The organism is Rhizobium sp. NLR16a (assembly GCF_017948245.1).
Taxonomy (GTDB): domain Bacteria; phylum Pseudomonadota; class Alphaproteobacteria; order Rhizobiales; family Rhizobiaceae; genus Rhizobium.
The window spans coordinates 417,166-435,101 of the sequence record NZ_CP072868.1; the positions used below are offsets into that span (position 1 = coordinate 417,166).

Here is a 17,936-nt window from a genome sequence, read left to right on the forward strand (position 1 = left end):
CGGGGCAGTGGCTGAAATCAAGTCCCATGAATTCGAGACTTTCCTGCAGAAATCGGCGGGGAATTACCGGATTTTCGTTATTTACGGGCCGGACCGCGGTCTGGTTTCCGAACGGGCCGGCCAGATCGCCGGCAAGACCGGCGTCGCGCTCGATGATCCTTTCTCGATGACCAAACTCGATATCGGCGATCTGCAAAAGGATCCCGGACGGTTGCTTGACGAGGTTCGGTCTATCGGGCTGTTCGGCGGCGAGAAACTCATCTGGATCCGCGGTGCCGCCAACGAGAAATACCTCGTCGACTCGCTGGCGGTGCTGGCTGAAAAACCGCTCGAAGCCGCCCACCTGATCGTCGAGGCCGGCGATCTGAAAAAAGGATCCCTGCTTCGCAAGACTGCGGAAGCCATGCGATCCATCATGACGATCCCCTCCTACGCCGACGACAGCCGCGCTCTGAACGGCTTGATCGACGCTGAACTCGGGGCGGAGAAGCTTGGTATTACCCCGGCGGCCCGTCAGGCGCTGATTGCACTGATCGGCGGTGATCGCATCGCTTCTCGTAACGAAGTGCGCAAGCTCGCCCTCTATTGCAGCGGCCTTAACACGGTTGAGGAACATCACGTAACCGAAATAATTGGCGACGCCAGCGCGATATCCGTCGATGACGCCGTCGATGCTATCCTCGGCGGTGATCTCCACGGATTCCTACATGCCATGCAAAAGATCAGCAGTTCAAAAACCGCGATCTTTCTGGTGCTGCAGGCCTGTCTGAAGCAATTCCAGCTTCTGGACATGATGCGCGCTGAAATGGAAGAAAAAAGGGTACAGGCGCCTCAGGTCATGCAGACGATGGGTCGGCATCTGCATTTTCGTCGCAAGCCGATCATCGAGCAGGCACTACGCCACTGGTCGGCGGAAAACATTGCGCGTGAATCCAATCGCCTGCAAGCGGCGATCCTCCAGAGTCGGCGGCGACAGGTGCTGGAAGACAGCGTTGCAATGCAAACACTTCTCTCCACCACCCTTCAATCCGGCCGCAGATCCGCGTAATCATCGCCTTTCCAGCAGGCGGCAGACTTCCTCGAGCTGTTCCAGCGACTTGTAAGCAATCTTGATCTGGCCGCCGCCGGATTTGTGATTGATTGAAACCTCAAGCCCAAGGGCATCAGAAAGCGTTCGTTCGAGCGCCAGCGTATCCGAATCCTTCTGATCACGACGCAAGGCCGGCTGCTGCGGCTCCGATTGCGCCTTGATATTGTTCTGCGCCAACTTCTCGGCATCACGCACCGACATGCCCTTGGCGACGATGGTGCGGGCAAGGCTTGCCGGGTCGGGTGTCGAAACAAGCGCGCGTGCATGTCCGGCCGAAAGGCTGCCGGCAGCAAGAAGATCGCGAACCGGATCGGGCAATTTCAGCAAACGCAACGAGTTGGCGACATGACTGCGGCTTTTGCCGATGATCTCGCCAAGATCATTTTGGGTATAGCCATACTCGGCGATCAGCTGCTCATAGCCCAATGCCTCTTCGAGAGGATTGAGATCGGCTCGCTGCACGTTTTCGACAATCGCAATCTCAAGCGCGGTCTTGTCGTCAACGTCCCGAATAATGACGGGGATTTCAATCAGGCCGGCGAGCTGAGCTGCACGCCAGCGCCGTTCACCGGCAATGATTTCATATCGGTCCTGCGACATCGTCCGCACCACGATCGGCTGAACGATGCCGTGCTGGCGGATGGAACTCGCAAGGTCGTGCAGTTCGGTGTCGTCGAAGAAACGGCGCGGGTTGCGTGGGTTACGGCTGACGAATTCGATCGGAATCATCCGGTCGGCGCTGACGGTGCGTTCAGCTTCGACCGGAACAGGCTGATCCATTTCACCAATCAGTGCTGCAAGGCCGCGACCCAGTCGTCTTTTCGATACGTCGTCATTCATATTCTACACTCACCTATACCCCGGAAATGATCTTACGCGGCCAGTCTCTGGCGCTCACGCTGAATGACCTCGGAGGCCAGTTGCAGATAGGCCTGGCTACCCGCACATTTCAGATCATAGAGAATAGCAGGCTTGCCGTAGGATGGCGCCTCGGACACCCGGACGTTACGGGGGATTAACGTATGATAAACCTTTTCCCCGAGATGGGTCCGCACATCATTGACCACCTGCTGGGCCAAATTGTTACGCGCATCGAACATCGTCAAAACGATGCCCTGGATGTCCAGCCGCGGATTTACTGTCCGCCGAATCTGACTGACGGTCTCGAGCAGCTGGCTCAGCCCCTCCAGCGCAAAGAATTCGCATTGCAGCGGCACCAGCACCGAATGGGCGGCCGCCATGGCATTCATCGTCAGCAGATTGAAAGAGGGCGGGCAATCCAGAAGAATATAGGAGAATGCCATAGCCTCGGGAGAGGACAGTGCCTTCCGCAATCTAAACACCCGATCGCTCTGCTGCGAGATCTCCATCTCGATGCCGAGCAGATCCATGGTCGAAGGAACGATGAAGAGGTTGGGAACGGCTGTCTCCAGCGTCACGTCGCCGATCCCGCGTTCGCCGACCATCAGGTCATAGGAGGAGAGCTTGCGATCACGACGGTCGATACCCAGCCCGGTGCTGGCATTGCCCTGCGGATCCAGATCGATGATCAGGACACGCTCGCCGATGGCGGCCAGCGCCGTTGCCAGATTGATTGCAGTGGTCGTCTTGCCAACGCCACCTTTCTGATTTGCGATGGTTATTATCCGATGTCGTTCGCCAGCCATTGCTGCAATATCCGATCTGTTAAACCAAGCGCCGGAGATTGGATACTTCCAAAATCACGGATTCCTGCTCGACGGCGCTCTCATGTTCTATCAGATCGAATTCCCACCGACCACGGGCTTCGGCAATTTCTCTCAGGTAATCCCGGCCTTTGTGAAAAAACCCCCGACAATTTTCCTTGCCAAGCATCCAGGGGGCTGTATAGGCGATCAACCCATCAAGATCGGCAAGGGCTCGCGCTGAGATCGCTTCGCAGTCGCCGATCTCCGCATAGGCGTCTTCGATTCGAGTGGCGTGTACGCTTCCCCGTGCATTCGTCTCTCGTAGCGCCGTTCGCAAGAACGCAGCCTTTTTGTGGTTGCTTTCGACAAGATGCACCCAACCGTCTTGCAGCTCTGCCAGGAAGATGGCGGTAATCACACCGGGAAAGCCGCCGCCACTGCCGAGATCGACCCAGGTGACAGGCCGCGGGCAGATCTGAAAAATCTGACTGCTATCAGCGATATGGCGGCGCCACAGTGCATCGAGCGTCGACGGCGCCACCAAGTTGATCGTTTTGGCCCATTTTTGAAACAGTGTCGCAAAATGTTGAAGTCGTTCCTGTGTTTCACGTGAAACACGCAAACCGTTCAATTCCATTCTCACAGACTCTCACATCTTGTATCAGGCGCTTTGGCGTTCGAATCCCTGCTGCCGACGCAAGTGCACCAGCAACAGCGCAATGGCGGCGGGGGTCATGCCCTCGACAATCGCCGCCTGGGCAACGTTGAACGGGCGAGCAGCATTGAGCTTAGCCTTGAGTTCATTCGAAAGCCCAGAGAGAGCGTCATAATTGAAATCCGCCGGTATCCGCCGCTCCTCGTCGCGCTGCTGGTCGGCAATCGCCGCCGCTTGCCGATCGAGGTAAACCGAGTAACCCGCCTCAATCTCCAACGCCTCCATGACTTTTGGCCGGAGCCCACCCAATTCTTCCGGCCAAACCTGTCGAAGTGCGGCGAAATCATAGGCCGGATAGGACAAGAGATCGTAGGCCGTCCGGCGCTGGCCATCGAGGTTGATGTTCAGGCCCGCCCGTCGCGCCTGGTTGGGCGTCACCGTCAGCGCCATCAGTTGGGCGCGGCCAGCGTCAATCTCGGCCTGATAGGCCGTGAATCGCTCGGCGCGCTCGGCGCCCACACATCCAAGCTCCATTGCCAGCGGTGTCAGCCGCGCGTCCGCGTTGTCGGCGCGCAAAGTCAGGCGGTATTCCGCACGCGAGGTAAACATTCGATACGGCTCCGTAACGCCACGCGACGTCAGGTCGTCGATCATCACGCCAATATAGGAGCTTGTACGGCTGAAATGGAACGGTTCCGAATCGGAACTGCGTAGTGCGGCATTCAATCCAGCTGCCAGTCCCTGGGCCGCGGCCTCCTCATAGCCGGTGGTGCCATTAATCTGGCCCGCGAGGAACAGACCTCTCAGTCGCTTGACCTCAAGCGATGGGGTAAGCTCTCTTGGATCGACATGGTCATATTCGATGGCATAACCCGGCTGCAGTATCTTGGCAGATTCGAGGCCCGGAATGGTCTTGATGAAAGCAGCTTGAACTTCGGCCGGCAGCGACGTCGAAATGCCGTTCGGATAAACCGTGTCGTCATCCAGTCCCTCAGGCTCAAGAAAGACCTGATGCCCGTCGCGTTCTCCGAATTTCACCAGCTTATCTTCGATGGACGGGCAGTAGCGCGGCCCGACGCCTTCGATCTGGCCGGAATACATCGCCGAGCGCTTGATATTCTCGATAATGATGCGGTGTGTCGCCTCGGTCGTCCTGGTAACGCCGCATTCAACCTGCCGCGTGGTGATGGAATTCGTCATGAGGGAAAAGGGCACAAGTTCCTCATCCGCACCCTGTCGGCCGACGGAGTCCCAGTCGATCGTCTTGCCATCAAGCCGGGCCGGCGTTCCGGTCTTCAACCGTCCCAGCCGCAGCCCCAACCGCGCCAGGGTGGCGGACAGGCCGATCGACGGAGCTTCGCCGACACGACCAGCAGGCGTCTTTGCAGCGCCGATATGAATAAGGCCGCGCAGGAAGGTGCCGGTTGTCAAGACCACCGCCGGCGCCTGAAGCCGTCGACCGTCTTTCATGATGACGCCAGCAACACGGCCATCGAGCACATCGAGATCAAATGCGTCGCCCTCGATAATGTCCAAGCCTGGCATTGCTTCGATTGCGGCGAGCATCGCCAGCCGGTAAAGCTTTCGGTCTGCCTGGGTCCGTGGACCCCGCACAGCGGCGCCCTTTTTGCGGTTCAGCATTCTGAACTGGATGCCGGCAACATCGGCAACCCGGCCCATCAGGCCATCCATCGCGTCGATCTCACGAACCAGATGTCCCTTTCCGAGCCCGCCGATCGCCGGATTGCAGGACATGACCCCGATCGTGTCTCGTCTGTGAGTAACCAGCGCAGTTTTCGCACCGAGGCGCGCAGCCGCACTGGCTGCCTCGGCCCCTGCATGGCCGCCGCCGATGACGATCACATCATAGCCACTATCGGTCATATCAAAACTCCAAAACAGCAGGGTTTCACGTGAACCTGAGAGGCGCCGCCGGAAAAGGTTTCACGTGAATCACTTGCCGATGCAAAACTCCGAGAAGATCACGTCGAGCAGCTGTTCGACATCCACCCGCCCGGTAATTCTCCCCAGGTATTCAGCCGCAAGCCGAAGCTGTTCGGTGCGCAGTTCAAGATCTGCGTCAATCTCCGAGATTGCCGCGTCGAGCGCCGCCAAACATTTCGTCAGCGAATCCTTGTGCCGCTGCCGGCTGGGGATGGCCAGAGACAGGCCACTGAAACGCTCGGCGACAATGCCCCCGATCAGCTGGCGCAACTCCGACAGACCGTCACCGGTCAGCGTCGAAATCTGCAGGTCATAGCGATCCGAACCAGTTTCAACGAGATCCTTCTTCGTTCCGACAGTAACATGGGGCAAAGTCTGCTCCAAGTCGCCGGGAATCAACGGATTGCTCATGTCGACCAACAGCAGCGCTAGATCGGCATCACGAAGCGCAACACGCGCGCGTCGCACGCCCTCCATTTCCACCCGGTCGTCCACCTGGCGCAGACCGGCGGTGTCATAGAGTTTGACAAGATAGCCGTCAATATCGAGATCGACTTGCAGCACATCACGGGTCGTTCCGGCAATGTCCGTGACGATTGCGACGTCACGCCGGGCCAGAGCGTTCAGCAGGCTCGATTTTCCGGCATTCGGAGCGCCGGCGATCACCACTTTAAAGCCGTCCCTGATGATTTCGCCCGCCGAGGCCGATTTGAGATGAAGGCCAATATCGTCACGAAGCCGCTTCATGTCGGTCCAGACCATATCCGAGACGGAGCCTGGAACGTCGTCTTCGTCGGGGAAATCAAACTCAGCCTCGATCAAGGCCCGAGCCCGGGTTAATCGTTCCGCCCACGAATCGTAAATTGCCGAGACACCGCCGGCACTCTGCTCCACGGCGAGACGACGCTGCATTTCTGTTTCGGCGCCGATCAGGTCGGCGAGCCCCTCAACCTCGACAAGATCAAGCTTGCCGTTTTCAAAGGCCCGCCGCGAAAACTCGCCTTCGTTGGCCATACGAACACCTGGAATATCGCCGAGTTCGGAGAACAATGCCGCCAGCACGGCCTTACTGCCGTGGATCTGCAACTCGGCCACATCCTCGCCGGTGAAGGAGTGCGGGGCGGGAAAAAACAGCACCAAGCCGTTGTCGATCGGCTGGCTGTTACGAGTCCGAATCGTTTTGTAGGAAGCCGATCGGTCCGCCGGCACGGATCCCGCCAGCCGGGCCAATATATCTCTGGTCAGCGGACCGCTGACGCGGACGACCGAAACACCCGAGGGCGGAGCACCGCTCGAAAGCGCATAGATGGTATCATTCAACATGGCCATGCGTCCGGTTCTCAGTTCGAGTCCGAATCGATTCCCTCCAACAAAAAGCTGGCGACATCGAGACGATGCGCCAGCTCTCACAATCGGAATCCGGCTAAGGATCAGGTATTCATCGAATCGAAGAAGTCCGAATTGTTTTTCGTCTGTTTGAGTTTGTCGATCAGGAATTCGATCGCATCGGTGGTGCCCATAGGCGCAAGAATACGGCGTAGAACGAAGATCTTCTGCAGATCCTGGCGCGGAACAAGAAGGTCCTCCTTGCGTGTGCCGGACTTCAGAATATCCATCGCCGGGAAGATGCGCTTATCGGCAACCTTGCGGTCAAGGACGATTTCGGAGTTGCCGGTACCCTTGAACTCTTCAAAGATGACTTCGTCCATGCGGCTGCCCGTATCGATCAACGCGGTAGCGATGATCGTCAGAGAACCGCCTTCCTCGATGTTGCGCGCGGCGCCGAAGAAGCGCTTCGGCCGCTGCAGCGCGTTGGCATCGACGCCACCTGTCAGAACCTTGCCGGAGGAGGGAACGACCGTGTTATAGGCGCGGCCCAGACGTGTAATCGAATCGAGCAGGATGACGACATCGCGCCCGTGCTCAACCAGACGCTTTGCTTTTTCGATGACCATTTCGGCCACCTGGACGTGACGCACCGCCGGTTCGTCGAAGGTCGAGGAGATAACCTCGCCGCGGACCGAGCGCTGCATATCGGTCACTTCCTCGGGACGTTCGTCGATCAGGAGAACGATGAGATAACATTCCGGATGGTTGGCCGTGATCGAGTGCGCGATGTTCTGGAGAAGCACGGTCTTGCCGGTCCGCGGCGGCGCGACGATCAGTCCGCGTTGGCCCTTGCCGAGCGGCGCCACGAGGTCGATCACACGCGGCGACAGATCCTTGGAGGTCGGGATCTCGAGTTCCATCTTGAAGCGCTCGTTCGGGTAGAGCGGCGTCAGGTTGTCGAAATGAACCTTGTGACGAATCTTTTCCGGATCGTCAAAATTGATGGTGTTGACCTTCAGCAGCGCGAAATAACGCTCGCCTTCCTTTGGCCCGCGGATCGGTCCCTCGACCGTGTCGCCGGTTTTCAGCGAGAAACGGCGGATCTGCGACGGCGAGATGTAGATGTCGTCGGGACCGGGCAGGTAGTTTGCGTTCGCCGAACGCAGAAAGCCGAAACCGTCCTGCAGCACCTCGACGACCCCTTCGCCGATGATTTCCACATCCTGGCTGGCAAGCATTTTGAGGATCGCAAACATCAGCTCCTGCTTACGCATCGTGCTTGCATTCTCGACCTCGAGCGATTCGGCGAAAGCCAGAAGATCCGTCGGGGATTTGCTCTTAAGTTCCTGAAGCTTCATTTCAGCCATGAAGTGACCAATACTCTTTTCAATTTCGAAGGGGAAAGGCGATGTTGGGTCGTATTCGGTACTGCGAAAGGGGCTCGCAGACGACTGAAATCTACACACATGCCACGTAGATGAGATGCGCGGAAAATAGCGACTCGTTATCGCCGCCGCAAGGGGGCTGCTTAAAATGAAGCAAATTTAACCTGAGAGAGGATTTCTCGTCAGAACGGCTTCACCACGACGAGGATCACGATCGCGATCATCAGCAATGTCGGCGCCTCGTTCATGAACCGCCAGTAGCGCGCAGAACGGCGATTTTCATCCCGCTCGAACGCCCGCACGGCGCTGCTGAAGAACATATGGATCGCGGTCAGCAGCACCACCAGACCGATCTTCGCATGCAGCCAGCCGCCCTGGAACCCGTAGACCGACCAGGCGAGATAGAGACCGAAGATCCAGGTCAGCATCATCGCCGGCGTCATGATGATGCGAAGCAGCCGGCGCTCCATCACCTTGAAGGTTTCCGACTGCACCGAGCCTGGTTCGGCCTCCGTATGATAGATGAACAACCGCGGCATATAGAACAGCCCTGCCATCCAGGAGATGACGGCGATGATATGAAGCGCCTTGATCCAGAGATAGAGGTTGTCGGGATTCCAGGCGAAAAGCCCGACCGCCATCAGCGCGAAGAAGGACAGGGCAAAATGCGCGCGGCGCCGGGCGTAAGCGCCAGCTCTGCGGTCCGTCTCTTTTTCCATCGTCACGCCCGGGGCATCCGTAAACCCCGCACGCGCTCGACCAGCAAACGCACCTGTTCGGGGTCGGCTTGCGGCGTGATGCCGTGGCCGAGATTGAAGATCAGCGGTCCATTGCCGAGATGATGAAGAATATCGTCGATACCCTCTTCCAGCGCCAGGCCGCCGGCAACGACGCGCATCGGATCGAGATTGCCCTGAACCGGACCATCCTTCTGAAGATCGGCGGCAAAGGCCAACGGAACGGACCAGTCTAGACCGATCGCATCCGTTCCAGTCTTCTGGCGATAGGTCTTCAGCTGGTATCCCGCACCCTTGGCGAAGGCGATAATGCGCGCCTGCGGCCGTCGCGCCTTGATCGAGGCGATCATCCGTGCAACCGGCTTGACAGCGAAGGCGTCGAACTCTTTCTCACCGAGAACACCCGCCCAGGAATCGAAAATCTGCACGGCATCGGCGCCGGCATCGATCTGCGCCACCAGATAATCGGCCGAAACGTCGGCAAGCAGCATCAGCAGATGCTCGAAGGCGCGGGGATGTTTGTAGGCGAAGAGACGGGCAGGGGCCTGATCCGCGGTGCCATGGCCGGCGATCATGTACGTCGCAACCGTCCAAGGCGCGCCGCAGAAACCAAGCAGAGCCGTTTCTTCAGGCAATTCGTGCCGCAACCGCCGCACCGTTTCCAGAACCGGTCTGAGATAATCGACAACGTCGTCGCCACTCAATCTGCCGATGCCCGCTTCATCGATTGGATCCATCTCCGGTCCGTGACCTTCAGTGAAACGAACATTCCGCTTCATCGCGTCGGGAATGACGAGGATGTCGGAAAATAGGATCGCTGCATCGAAGCCATAGCGGCGGATTGGCTGCAAGGTCACTTCGACGGCGTAATCGGGCGTGTAGCAGAGATCGAGGAAACTGCCGGCCTTTGCCCGAGTCTCCCTGTATTCCGGCAGATAGCGTCCAGCCTGTCTCATCAGCCAGAGAGGAGGAGGGAAAACGCATTCGCCGTCGAGAACCCTCATGATCTTTCGCCGCGTATCGCTCAAGCGCGTCTTCCCTATAAAAAATCAAAGATATTTTAAAAGGTTTCTATTTCTTAGAGTCGGTGTCTATCAAGGATTAAAATCCATCCACTGCCGATGCCATTTGTCGCGTGTTCGAAGAGAAACTCGAAAGAATTTCTCCATTCCCGTCAATTTCCGGGGAAAATCTGAATCCGAAAGCGATTCCAGATCCTTGCCGGGAGACGTGTTTTTTCGCGCCTGTGGATAGGCTGTGGGTGGCTGGACGACAAGTTGATTTCATCCCCAGCCTCCACAGGAGCGATCGAAACCGGTTAGCAAAATTCGAAATGTGGATAAGCAGGCATGTTTTCCCTTGCTCGAGGCAGCCTAGCCGCCTTAGCTCTCCATCATCCAGTCTTTTCAACAGGCAGCGGAAAATAACGTGGAGAACAGAACGAACTTCTTTCATCTGCACCTGATTTCTGACTCGACCGGAGAGACTCTCATCTCCGCCGGCCGCGCCGCTTCGGCGCAGTTCAGATCCGCTCAGCCGATCGAGCATGTCTATCCGCTGATCCGCAATCGCAAACAACTGCTGCCGGTTCTTCAGGCGATCGATGATGCGCCCGGGATCGTGCTCTACACGATTGTCGACCGCGATCTGGCGAGCCTGATCGACGAACGCTGCGTCGAGATGGGGGTCGCTTCCGTCAATGTCTTGGAGCCGGTCATGAACGCGTTCCAGATCTATCTCGGCGCCCCGTCCCGCCGCCGGGTCGGCGCCCAGCATGTGATGAATGCCGGTTACTTCGCGCGCATCGAGGCGTTGAACTTCACCATGGATCATGACGACGGCCAGATGCCGGATGACTACAATGATGCCGATGTCGTCATCATCGGGATCAGCCGGACATCGAAGACGCCGACCAGCATCTATCTCGCCAATCGCGGTATCAAGACCGCGAATATTCCGATCGTCTACGGCGTACCCTTGCCGGAGAGCCTGCTCGCAGCAACAAAACCGCTGATCGTCTGCCTGATCGCCACCACCGACCGCATTTCCCAGGTCCGGGAAAATCGCGTGCTCGGGACGACGCAAGGTTTCGACCGGGAGCACTATACCGATCGAGCCACGATCTCGGAGGAGCTGAAATATGCCCGCTCCCTCTGCGCCCGCCACGGATGGCCGCTGATCGACGTTACTCGCCGCTCAATCGAGGAAACGGCGGCCGCCATTGTTGCCCTCCGCCCGAAGCTGCGCTAAGCGCAGACGAAAAGCCGGGAGTGGGAGAATCCATGACACCGAAACTCATCCTTGCATCGTCAAGCCCTTTTCGGCGAATGCTGATGGAAAATGCCGGTCTCTCCTTTGAGGCACATCCCGCTGAGATCGACGAAAGGGCGGTTGAGGCGCCGCTGGAAAAAGCCGCTGCGAAGCCGGATACCGTCGCCTGCATCCTGGCCAAGGCTAAAGCCGAAGACGTCAGCACCCGTTTTCCCGAGAGCCTCGTCATCGGTTCGGATCAGACGATGTCGCTCGGCGACCGCGTTTTCCACAAACCGAAGGACATGGCCGACGCAGCGAACCATCTTCGCGCCCTGTCGGGCACGACCCATCGGCTGAACAGCGCCATCGCTATCGTCCGCGGCGGCGCCGTTTTGTGGGAGTATGTCGGCCATGCGGAACTGACGATGCGACCCTTGACGGAAGATTTCATCGCCAGGCACTTGGCGCGGGTCGGCGAACGTGCGCTCTCCAGCGTCGGCGCCTACCAGCTGGAAGGCGAGGGCATTCAACTCTTCGAGAAGATCGAGGGCGACTATTTCACCATACTGGGGTTGCCGATGCTTCCGCTCCTGAGAAAATTGCGAGAATTCGGAACGATCGATGGATGATTCACGTGAAACACTGGGGCCGAACGCGTTTGTCACGGGCTTTCCCGTCAAGCATTCACGCTCGCCGCTGATCCATGGATACTGGCTGAAGAGACTTGGCCTGCCGGGCAGCTACTGCGCCCACGAGGTGGCGCCGGATGCCTTTCCGTATTTCATTGCCTCGCTGAAGGACGGCAGTTCCGGTTTTATCGGAGGCAATGTCACCATCCCCCACAAGGAACTTGCCTTCCGGCTCGCCGACAAGCCGGACGATCTGGCGCATGAGCTCGGTGCCTCGAATACGCTCTGGTTGGAGAATGGCCTCCTGCACGCCACCAATACCGACGGCCGCGGCTTCACCGCCAATCTCGACGAGCGCCATCCCGGCTGGGACCGTCATGATACGGCCGTGGTCTTCGGCGCCGGCGGCGCAAGCCGGGCGATCATTCAGGCGGTCCGCGATCGTGGCTTCAGGGAAATCCATGTCGTCAACCGCACCGTCGAACGCGCGCGCGAACTGGCCGATCGCTTCGGCCCGAGAATTCGAGCCCATCCGGTGGGCGCGCTTGCCGACGTCATGCATGGCGCTGGCCTCTTCATCAACACGACCTCGCTCGGCATGGATGGCGAAGCGGCGCCGTTGATCGATTTTGCGCCGCTTGCAGCAGATGCCGTCGTCACCGATATCGTCTACGTCCCCTTGAAGACACCGATCCTGAGACAGGCGGAAGAGCAGGGACTGTCGGTCGTCGATGGTCTCGGCATGCTGCTGCACCAGGCTGTTCCCGGTTTCGAAAAATGGTTCGGCGAGCGCCCTGTGGTTGATGCGGCACTGCGAGCTCTGATCATTGCTGACATGGAAGCGCACTGATGCTGAAGATCGGACTCACGGGCTCAATCGGAATGGGCAAGTCGACGGTCGGCAAACTCTTTGCCGAAGCGGGAATCCCCTTGAACGATTCCGACGCTGTGGTCCACGATCTCTACTCCGGGGAGGCAGCGCCGTTGGTGAACGCCGCTTTTCCCGGCACGATGACGGATGGAGCGGTCGACCGGCATGAGCTAGGCCGCCAGCTCGCGCTTGATCCCGAAGGCTTTAAACGTCTCGAAGCGATCGTTCATCCGCTGGTTCGCAAACGGGAAACGGAATTTCTGGCGCGACAGCAGGCCGCCGGCGCTGAAATGGTGCTGCTCGATATTCCGCTGCTCTTCGAAACCGGCGCCTGGGAAAGAGTGGATGTCATCGTCGTCGTCAGCACCGATCCACAGATTCAGCGTCAGCGGGTGCTTGCACGCGACGACATGACCGAAGAAAAATTCGATATGATTCTCGCTCGCCAGACCCCGGATGCGGAAAAACGACGCCGCGCCGATTATCTGGTCGACACCAGCCACAGCATTGCCGAGACGCGGGCGCAGGTGCTTGAGATCATCGCCGAACTGAAAATGCGGATTGCCAAGGGAGATTTCCGGAATGCGTGAGATCATCTTCGATACGGAAACCACCGGCCTCGATAACCGCGCCGACCGTATCATCGAAATCGGCGGTATCGAGCTCTTCAACCATTTTCCGACCGGCAACACGCTGCATATCTACATCAATCCGGGAGACCAGAAGGTCCATCCGGATGCACTTGCGGTACACGGCATCACCGATGAATTCCTGAAGGACAAGAAGCCTTTCGCCGCGGTGGCCGACGAAATCCTCGCCTTCTTCGGCGACGGCAAGTGGATTGCTCATAACGCGACCTTCGATATGGGCTTCATCAATGCCGAATTCGCGCGCATTGGTTTGCCGCCAATCTTGCCGGACAAGGTGGTCGATACGCTGTCGATGGCGCGGCGCAAGCACCCGATGGGACCGAACTCGCTCGACGCCCTTTGCCGGCGTTACGGCATCGACAACTCGCACCGTACCAAACACGGCGCGCTGCTCGACTCCGAACTATTGGCCGAAGTCTATATCGAGATGATCGGCGGCAGACAGGCAGCGTTCGGCCTGAGCATATCGGGTCAACCCGGCCAGGCGGCCCGCGGTGAAATGGCGATGGAAGACGATATGGCGTTTGCTGCGGCGCTCGAACGCCCTCGTCCGCTTGGCTCCCGCCTCAGTCAGTCCGAAGCACAGGCGCATGAGGCGCTGGTCGCCAAGCTCGGCGAAAAGGGCATCTGGGCGAAATACGCCAGCTCGAATTGAAAATGCCCGGGACCGGCCCGGGCATCCGCATGTCAGAATCATAAGAATTCGATCAGTTCGGAACGGCCTGAACCTTGGCGCGGGCCTGTTCTTCGGCAACGCGCTGAGCGAACATCTGCGTGAAGTCGATTGGGTCGATCATCAACGGCGGGAAGCCGCCATTGCGGGTCACGTCGGCGATGATCTGACGGGCGAAGGGGAAGAGCATGCGCGGGCACTCGATGAAGAGTACCGGCAGCATGTGCTCCTGCGGGAAGCCGGCAACGCGGAAGACGCCGCCATAGACGAGTTCGGTGTGGAACACCGTCTTGTCGCCGTCCTTGGCTTCGGCATTCAGCGACAGCACGACATCGAAATCCGTGTCGGAAAGCGGGTTGGCGTTGACGTTCACATTGATGTTGATCGTCGGCGCCTTGTCGCGGGCCTGCAGAGAACGCGGCGCACCCGGATTTTCGAAGGAGAGGTCCTTGGTATATTGCGCAAGGATCGAAAGAGTGGGGTTCGTCGCACCGTTGCTGTTGTTATCGTCTGCCATTGGCTTTTCCTCGAAGGGCATGGGAATGGTGCCGCCATCTAACATTTCGGGGAGGGGCTTACAACCCTGGGCGCAAGCCGCACCCTATCGCCGGCAAAGCCTCAGTCACCGAGATGTTTGCCGGACCATGGCGAGTTCCGGTTCGGCTCTCTATGATAGTCCTCCTCGTCGAGATCGACCACCTTTGAATTCGGGTTGCGATCGCGGAAACCAGGTTTCGGGCCAGCGCCAAAGCCGCCCTTGGCGTTGACGACGACGAAGCGTTTGGCGATCGATCGCCAGACGAAATCCCGCAGCGGCGGAATGAGAATGAGGATGGCGATGATATCCGTGAGGAAGCCGGGAATGATCAGGAGCAGCGCGGCAATGACCGTCATCGCCGGCTTCAGCAGATCGCGTCCGGGCATGACGCCGTTCCGTCCTTCGCTCGACATGCGCCGCAGGATACCGATCCCCTGCCGGCGCAGCAAGACCACGCCGAGGAGGAAGCTCGCCATGACGAGCGCAAGCGTCAGCGCCAGGCCGATCGCCCGACCGACGACGACGAAGCCGGCAATTTCGCCAAGCGGTAGCAACAGAATGAAAGCCGGCAGAATTGAAAAACGCATGGTCGTCATGTCCCGGGCTTACCGGTCTCCTCGTGGCGCCGGCGAAGATGCCAGCCATGATTTGAATCATCTGTATAGGCGGACTATATGGGAGTACAAATCAGAGATGTTAACGGCGGTTGCGACAGGATATGAGTTCGAACGACTTCATCACATTATTCTTCCTGGTGGCGGCGGTGCTGATTTTCTTTCAGCTCCGTTCCGTGCTCGGGCGCCGCACTGGCAATGAGAAGCCGCCGCGCGATCTCTATAGCCCGCGCGATGCGGCTCCGCCCGAGGCCGCTGATGCCGGTAAGGTCGTGACCCTCCCGCGCCGTGATGCGACAGCCGACGATGAGGATCGCTTCTCCGCCATCGACGCCTTTGCCGCACCGGGGACACCGCTCAACGAATCGCTGCGCGCCCTGAACAAGGCCGATCCTTCCTTCAGCCCGAAGGAGTTTCTGAACGGCGCCCGCATGGCCTACGAAATGGTCGTCATGGCCTATGCCGATGGTGACCGCAAAACGCTGAAGAGCCTTTTGTCCCGCGAGGTCTATGACGGGTTCGAGGCGGCCATCGCCGAGCGTGAAACCCGGGGCGAGAAGGTCAAGTCCACCTTCGTCGGTATCGACAAGGCCGAAATCACCCATGCCGAGACGAAGGGCAGCGAAGCACAGATCACCGTGCGCATCGTCAGCCAGCTGATATCGGCGACTTACGACAAGGCGGATGTCCTGATCGAGGGCGACGCCGAAAACGTCGCCGAGGTCAACGACCTCTGGACCTTCGCCCGCGACACCCGCTCGCGCGATCCGAACTGGAAACTTGTGGCGACCGAATCGGAACATGAGTGATCAGGCATCGGACTTCGTCCTGCAAGCCATCAGCTTCGATCGTTTGGAAGGCTGGAAGGATGATGATCCCTCCGGCCTTTTTGAAGTGATGCGACACTGCCGGCGGCAGATCACCGACGTCAAACCCTACCGCACCGGGTCGCTCGGCCTGAGCGCGGAGGACTTGCTTCCGCTTCTGATGGACGCTGAAAATTTTACGCCGTCGTCGCCGGCAGCGGCGCGCACTTTTTTCGAAACGCGTTGCCTGCCCTTTCTGATCCGCCGCAAGGACGGCAAGTCCGGTTTCGTCACCGCCTTTTACGAGCCGGAGATCGAGGTATCGGATCGGCCAAACGAGGTTTTCCGTTTTCCCTTCTACAGCCGTCCGAACGATCTGATCGATCTCGATGACGGCAATCGTCCGGCCGAATTGGATGGATCCTATGCTTTCGGCCGACTGCATGACGACGGCCGCATTGGCGCTTATCCGGATCGCCGCGAGATCGATCAGGGCTTTCTCGACGGCCGCGGCCTCGAAATCGCCTGGGCGAAATCGAAGGTCGATGTTTTCTTCGTCCACGTGCAGGGCGCCGCGCGCCTGCGTTATCGAGACGGGCGTATCGGCCGTATCACTTACGCGGCAAAAGCAGGGCATCCCTTCTCGGCAATCGGCAAGCTCTTGATCGACCGCGGTGAAATCGACCGTGGCGAGATTTCCATGCAGTCGATCCGCGCCTGGCTAGCCCGCAATTCCGAGCGGGTGGATGAGGTTCTATGGCATAACCGCTCTTATATTTTCTTCCGCGAAACGCCCTCGCGGGCTATCAGCCTGCGAACCGCTGATACTGAGGCCGGTCCGATCGCCGCCGCCAAGGTGCCGCTTCTCGCCGGGCGCTCGCTTGCGGTCGACCGGCTGATCCATACCTTCGGTTTCCCCTTTTTCATCCGCGCCGACAGCCTCACTCATCTTGATCATGGCCGCCCCTTCCGCCGGCTGATGCTGGCGCTCGATACAGGCTCGGCGATCGTCGGGCCTGCGCGCGGCGATATTTTTACCGGTTCGGGGGACTTGGCCGGAGAACGCGCCGGCACCGTCCGAAACGATGCCGATTTCGTCATCCTCATCCCCAACGCCGCCGCCGGACGTTTCAACTGATGGCCAGGGATCGCAAGCTCAGCGCCGATGAGAGGATTCTGTGGGGCAAGGTTGCCCGCAGCACGCGGCCGATGCCCGGCAAGGCGAACGAGTTGACCGAGCTTGACGCTTTTCTTGCCGAAACCGAAGCGGCAGCCGAACGGCAGACAGCCGAAAAGCAGACCTCCGTTTCGCCGACGGCGGCACAGCCGGCCCCACCGTCGACGCCGAGACAGCCGGCTAAGGTGCACCATCCGCTGGAAAGGCCGGTCAAGCGCAAGATCGCCAAGGGCCGTCTGGCGCTCGAGGCGCGCATCGATCTGCATGGCCTGGTGCAGAGCGAGGCCCATGTCATCCTCCTCGATTTTTTGATCCGCGCCCATGAGCGCGGCATGCGCCATGTGCTTGTCATCACCGGCAAGGGCAGCTCCCTGGGCAGCGAAGGTGCATTGAAGCGGGCCGTCCCCCTGTGGTTCTCGAAGCCCGAATTCCGCTACCTGATCTCCTCCTACGAGTCCGCCGCGCAGCATCATGGCGGCGACGGCGCGCTCTATATTCGCCTGTCGCGGCGGCATGGGGAAAAGCCATGACTCCCTTCGGAGAGGCGGTTCGCAGGCTGAGAGCCCGCAAGGGCGTCTCGCAGAAGGAGATGGCCGAAGCGCTGAACGTCTCCCCCGCCTATCTCTCGGCGCTCGAACATGGCAAGCGCGGCCTGCCGACATTCGACCTGCTGCAGCGCATCGCCGGCTATTTCAACATCATCTGGGACGAGGCCGAGGAACTGTTCCTGCTTGCCCGTTCCTCCAACCCCCGCGTCGTCATCGACACGTCGGGCCTGCCGCCGGAATATACCGAATTCGCCAACCGGCTGGCCCGGCGGATCCGCAGCCTTGACAGTGCAGAGATAGGCCGGCTATCGGCTGTTCTCGAAAATGACGGCAAAGGCGACGGAAAAGCGTCATAATCCCCTGTTTTATG

At 59.2% G+C, this 17,936-nt stretch carries 20 protein-coding genes; 10 read left to right on the forward strand and 10 right to left on the reverse strand.

Annotated elements, in window-relative coordinates; translation table 11 throughout:
- Positions 1-7: 7 nt before the first annotated feature.
- The gene (gene holA / locus J7U39_RS26675) at positions 8-1,048 is read left to right on the forward strand and encodes a DNA polymerase III subunit delta (protein WP_210632786.1); all 1,041 of its coding nucleotides are present in this window, start codon (positions 8-10) and stop codon (positions 1,046-1,048) included.
- Here holA and J7U39_RS26680 read toward each other — a convergent pair whose 3' ends face one another.
- The 8 genes from J7U39_RS26680 to hemE form a co-directional block, all read right to left on the reverse strand.
- Positions 1,049-1,930: a ParB/RepB/Spo0J family partition protein gene (locus J7U39_RS26680; RefSeq protein WP_210632787.1), complete on the reverse strand. Its 882-nt coding sequence runs from the start codon at positions 1,928-1,930 to the stop codon at positions 1,049-1,051.
- 32 nt (positions 1,931-1,962) lie between these two features.
- Positions 1,963-2,757, reverse strand: coding sequence for a ParA family protein (locus J7U39_RS26685; protein ID WP_210632788.1), 795 nt, complete (start codon positions 2,755-2,757; stop codon positions 1,963-1,965).
- Positions 2,758-2,776: 19 nt separating this feature from the next.
- Positions 2,777-3,394: a 16S rRNA (guanine(527)-N(7))-methyltransferase RsmG gene (gene rsmG / locus J7U39_RS26690; protein ID WP_210632789.1), complete on the reverse strand. Its 618-nt coding sequence runs from the start codon at positions 3,392-3,394 to the stop codon at positions 2,777-2,779.
- A 24-nt stretch (positions 3,395-3,418) separates the two neighbouring features.
- The gene (gene mnmG, locus J7U39_RS26695; protein ID WP_210632790.1) at positions 3,419-5,296 is read right to left on the reverse strand and encodes a tRNA uridine-5-carboxymethylaminomethyl(34) synthesis enzyme MnmG; all 1,878 of its coding nucleotides are present in this window, start codon (positions 5,294-5,296) and stop codon (positions 3,419-3,421) included.
- Between the two features lie 69 nt (positions 5,297-5,365).
- Positions 5,366-6,685, reverse strand: coding sequence for a tRNA uridine-5-carboxymethylaminomethyl(34) synthesis GTPase MnmE (gene mnmE, locus J7U39_RS26700; RefSeq protein WP_210632791.1), 1,320 nt, complete (start codon positions 6,683-6,685; stop codon positions 5,366-5,368).
- Positions 6,686-6,786: 101 nt separating this feature from the next.
- A complete protein-coding gene (rho, locus tag J7U39_RS26705; protein WP_003589536.1) occupies positions 6,787-8,052 on the reverse strand; it encodes a transcription termination factor Rho in 1,266 nt (421 codons plus the stop codon).
- Between the two features lie 200 nt (positions 8,053-8,252).
- Positions 8,253-8,789, reverse strand: a complete 537-nt coding sequence (gene hemJ / locus J7U39_RS26710; RefSeq protein ID WP_210633054.1) for a protoporphyrinogen oxidase HemJ — start codon at positions 8,787-8,789, stop codon at positions 8,253-8,255.
- A 2-nt stretch (positions 8,790-8,791) separates the two neighbouring features.
- On the reverse strand, positions 8,792-9,835 hold the full coding sequence (gene hemE, locus J7U39_RS26715; RefSeq protein WP_210632792.1) for a uroporphyrinogen decarboxylase: 1,044 nt from the start codon (positions 9,833-9,835) through the stop codon (positions 8,792-8,794).
- Between the two features lie 400 nt (positions 9,836-10,235).
- Here hemE and J7U39_RS26720 point away from each other — a divergent pair, with 400 nt between their 5' ends.
- The 5 genes from J7U39_RS26720 to dnaQ are packed head-to-tail and all read left to right on the forward strand — an operon-like array spanning position 10,236 to position 13,865.
- Positions 10,236-11,057: a pyruvate, water dikinase regulatory protein gene (locus J7U39_RS26720; RefSeq protein WP_210632793.1), complete on the forward strand. Its 822-nt coding sequence runs from the start codon at positions 10,236-10,238 to the stop codon at positions 11,055-11,057.
- 32 nt (positions 11,058-11,089) lie between these two features.
- On the forward strand, positions 11,090-11,689 hold the full coding sequence (locus J7U39_RS26725) for a Maf-like protein (RefSeq protein ID WP_210632794.1): 600 nt from the start codon (positions 11,090-11,092) through the stop codon (positions 11,687-11,689).
- Positions 11,682-12,539: a shikimate dehydrogenase gene (locus J7U39_RS26730; RefSeq protein WP_210632795.1), complete on the forward strand. Its 858-nt coding sequence runs from the start codon at positions 11,682-11,684 to the stop codon at positions 12,537-12,539. The genes J7U39_RS26725 and J7U39_RS26730 overlap by 8 nt, the downstream gene beginning before the upstream one ends.
- A complete protein-coding gene (gene coaE, locus J7U39_RS26735) occupies positions 12,539-13,150 on the forward strand; it encodes a dephospho-CoA kinase (RefSeq protein ID WP_210632796.1) in 612 nt (203 codons plus the stop codon). Before J7U39_RS26730 ends, coaE begins: the two co-directional genes overlap by 1 nt.
- Complete coding sequence (dnaQ, locus tag J7U39_RS26740; RefSeq protein ID WP_210632797.1) at positions 13,143-13,865, forward strand: DNA polymerase III subunit epsilon; 723 nt, start codon at positions 13,143-13,145, stop codon at positions 13,863-13,865. The genes coaE and dnaQ overlap by 8 nt, the downstream gene beginning before the upstream one ends.
- 52 nt (positions 13,866-13,917) lie before the next feature.
- Here the strand turns inward: dnaQ and secB are convergent, their stop codons facing one another.
- Entirely contained in the window at positions 13,918-14,400 is a 483-nt protein-coding gene (gene secB / locus J7U39_RS26745; protein ID WP_011423412.1) for a protein-export chaperone SecB, read from the reverse strand.
- Between the two features lie 101 nt (positions 14,401-14,501).
- Positions 14,502-15,008: an FxsA family protein gene (locus J7U39_RS26750; RefSeq protein ID WP_282615116.1), complete on the reverse strand. Its 507-nt coding sequence runs from the start codon at positions 15,006-15,008 to the stop codon at positions 14,502-14,504.
- Positions 15,009-15,139: 131 nt separating this feature from the next.
- Between J7U39_RS26750 and J7U39_RS26755 the strand changes: the two genes are divergently transcribed.
- The 4 genes from J7U39_RS26755 to J7U39_RS26770 are packed head-to-tail and all read left to right on the forward strand — an operon-like array spanning position 15,140 to position 17,922.
- Entirely contained in the window at positions 15,140-15,844 is a 705-nt protein-coding gene (locus J7U39_RS26755) for a Tim44/TimA family putative adaptor protein (RefSeq protein WP_210632799.1), read from the forward strand.
- The gene (locus J7U39_RS26760) at positions 15,837-16,979 is read left to right on the forward strand and encodes a murein transglycosylase A (RefSeq protein ID WP_210632800.1); all 1,143 of its coding nucleotides are present in this window, start codon (positions 15,837-15,839) and stop codon (positions 16,977-16,979) included. The genes J7U39_RS26755 and J7U39_RS26760 overlap by 8 nt, the downstream gene beginning before the upstream one ends.
- Positions 16,979-17,548 (forward strand): Smr/MutS family protein, encoded by a 570-nt coding sequence (locus J7U39_RS26765; RefSeq protein WP_210632801.1) that lies wholly within the window; start codon positions 16,979-16,981, stop codon positions 17,546-17,548. Before J7U39_RS26760 ends, J7U39_RS26765 begins: the two co-directional genes overlap by 1 nt.
- Complete coding sequence (locus J7U39_RS26770) at positions 17,545-17,922, forward strand: helix-turn-helix transcriptional regulator (protein ID WP_210632802.1); 378 nt, start codon at positions 17,545-17,547, stop codon at positions 17,920-17,922. Before J7U39_RS26765 ends, J7U39_RS26770 begins: the two co-directional genes overlap by 4 nt.
- The last annotated feature ends 14 nt before the right edge of the window (positions 17,923-17,936 follow it).

What these genes read in the sequence shown, in the direction of transcription:
- rho (WP_003589536.1), bottom strand. Translation starts at nt 8,052, where the DNA reads ATGGCTGAAATGAAGCTTCAGGAACTTAAGAGCAAATCCCCGACGGAT.
- J7U39_RS26725 (WP_210632794.1), top strand. Translation starts at nt 11,090, where the DNA reads ATGACACCGAAACTCATCCTTGCATCGTCAAGCCCTTTTCGGCGAATG.
- J7U39_RS26760 (WP_210632800.1), top strand. Translation starts at nt 15,837, where the DNA reads ATGAGTGATCAGGCATCGGACTTCGTCCTGCAAGCCATCAGCTTCGAT.
- J7U39_RS26685 (WP_210632788.1), bottom strand. Translation starts at nt 2,757, where the DNA reads ATGGCTGGCGAACGACATCGGATAATAACCATCGCAAATCAGAAAGGT.
- mnmE (WP_210632791.1), bottom strand. Translation starts at nt 6,685, where the DNA reads ATGGCCATGTTGAATGATACCATCTATGCGCTTTCGAGCGGTGCTCCG.
- J7U39_RS26755 (WP_210632799.1), top strand. Translation starts at nt 15,140, where the DNA reads ATGAGTTCGAACGACTTCATCACATTATTCTTCCTGGTGGCGGCGGTG.
- J7U39_RS26770 (WP_210632802.1), top strand. Translation starts at nt 17,545, where the DNA reads ATGACTCCCTTCGGAGAGGCGGTTCGCAGGCTGAGAGCCCGCAAGGGC.
- rsmG (WP_210632789.1), bottom strand. Translation starts at nt 3,394, where the DNA reads ATGGAATTGAACGGTTTGCGTGTTTCACGTGAAACACAGGAACGACTT.
- J7U39_RS26765 (WP_210632801.1), top strand. Translation starts at nt 16,979, where the DNA reads ATGGCCAGGGATCGCAAGCTCAGCGCCGATGAGAGGATTCTGTGGGGC.
- coaE (WP_210632796.1), top strand. Translation starts at nt 12,539, where the DNA reads ATGCTGAAGATCGGACTCACGGGCTCAATCGGAATGGGCAAGTCGACG.
- J7U39_RS26730 (WP_210632795.1), top strand. Translation starts at nt 11,682, where the DNA reads ATGGATGATTCACGTGAAACACTGGGGCCGAACGCGTTTGTCACGGGC.
- J7U39_RS26680 (WP_210632787.1), bottom strand. Translation starts at nt 1,930, where the DNA reads ATGAATGACGACGTATCGAAAAGACGACTGGGTCGCGGCCTTGCAGCA.
- hemJ (WP_210633054.1), bottom strand. Translation starts at nt 8,789, where the DNA reads ATGGAAAAAGAGACGGACCGCAGAGCTGGCGCTTACGCCCGGCGCCGC.
- secB (WP_011423412.1), bottom strand. Translation starts at nt 14,400, where the DNA reads ATGGCAGACGATAACAACAGCAACGGTGCGACGAACCCCACTCTTTCG.
- J7U39_RS26750 (WP_282615116.1), bottom strand. Translation starts at nt 15,008, where the DNA reads ATGCGTTTTTCAATTCTGCCGGCTTTCATTCTGTTGCTACCGCTTGGC.
- dnaQ (WP_210632797.1), top strand. Translation starts at nt 13,143, where the DNA reads ATGCGTGAGATCATCTTCGATACGGAAACCACCGGCCTCGATAACCGC.
- mnmG (WP_210632790.1), bottom strand. Translation starts at nt 5,296, where the DNA reads ATGACCGATAGTGGCTATGATGTGATCGTCATCGGCGGCGGCCATGCA.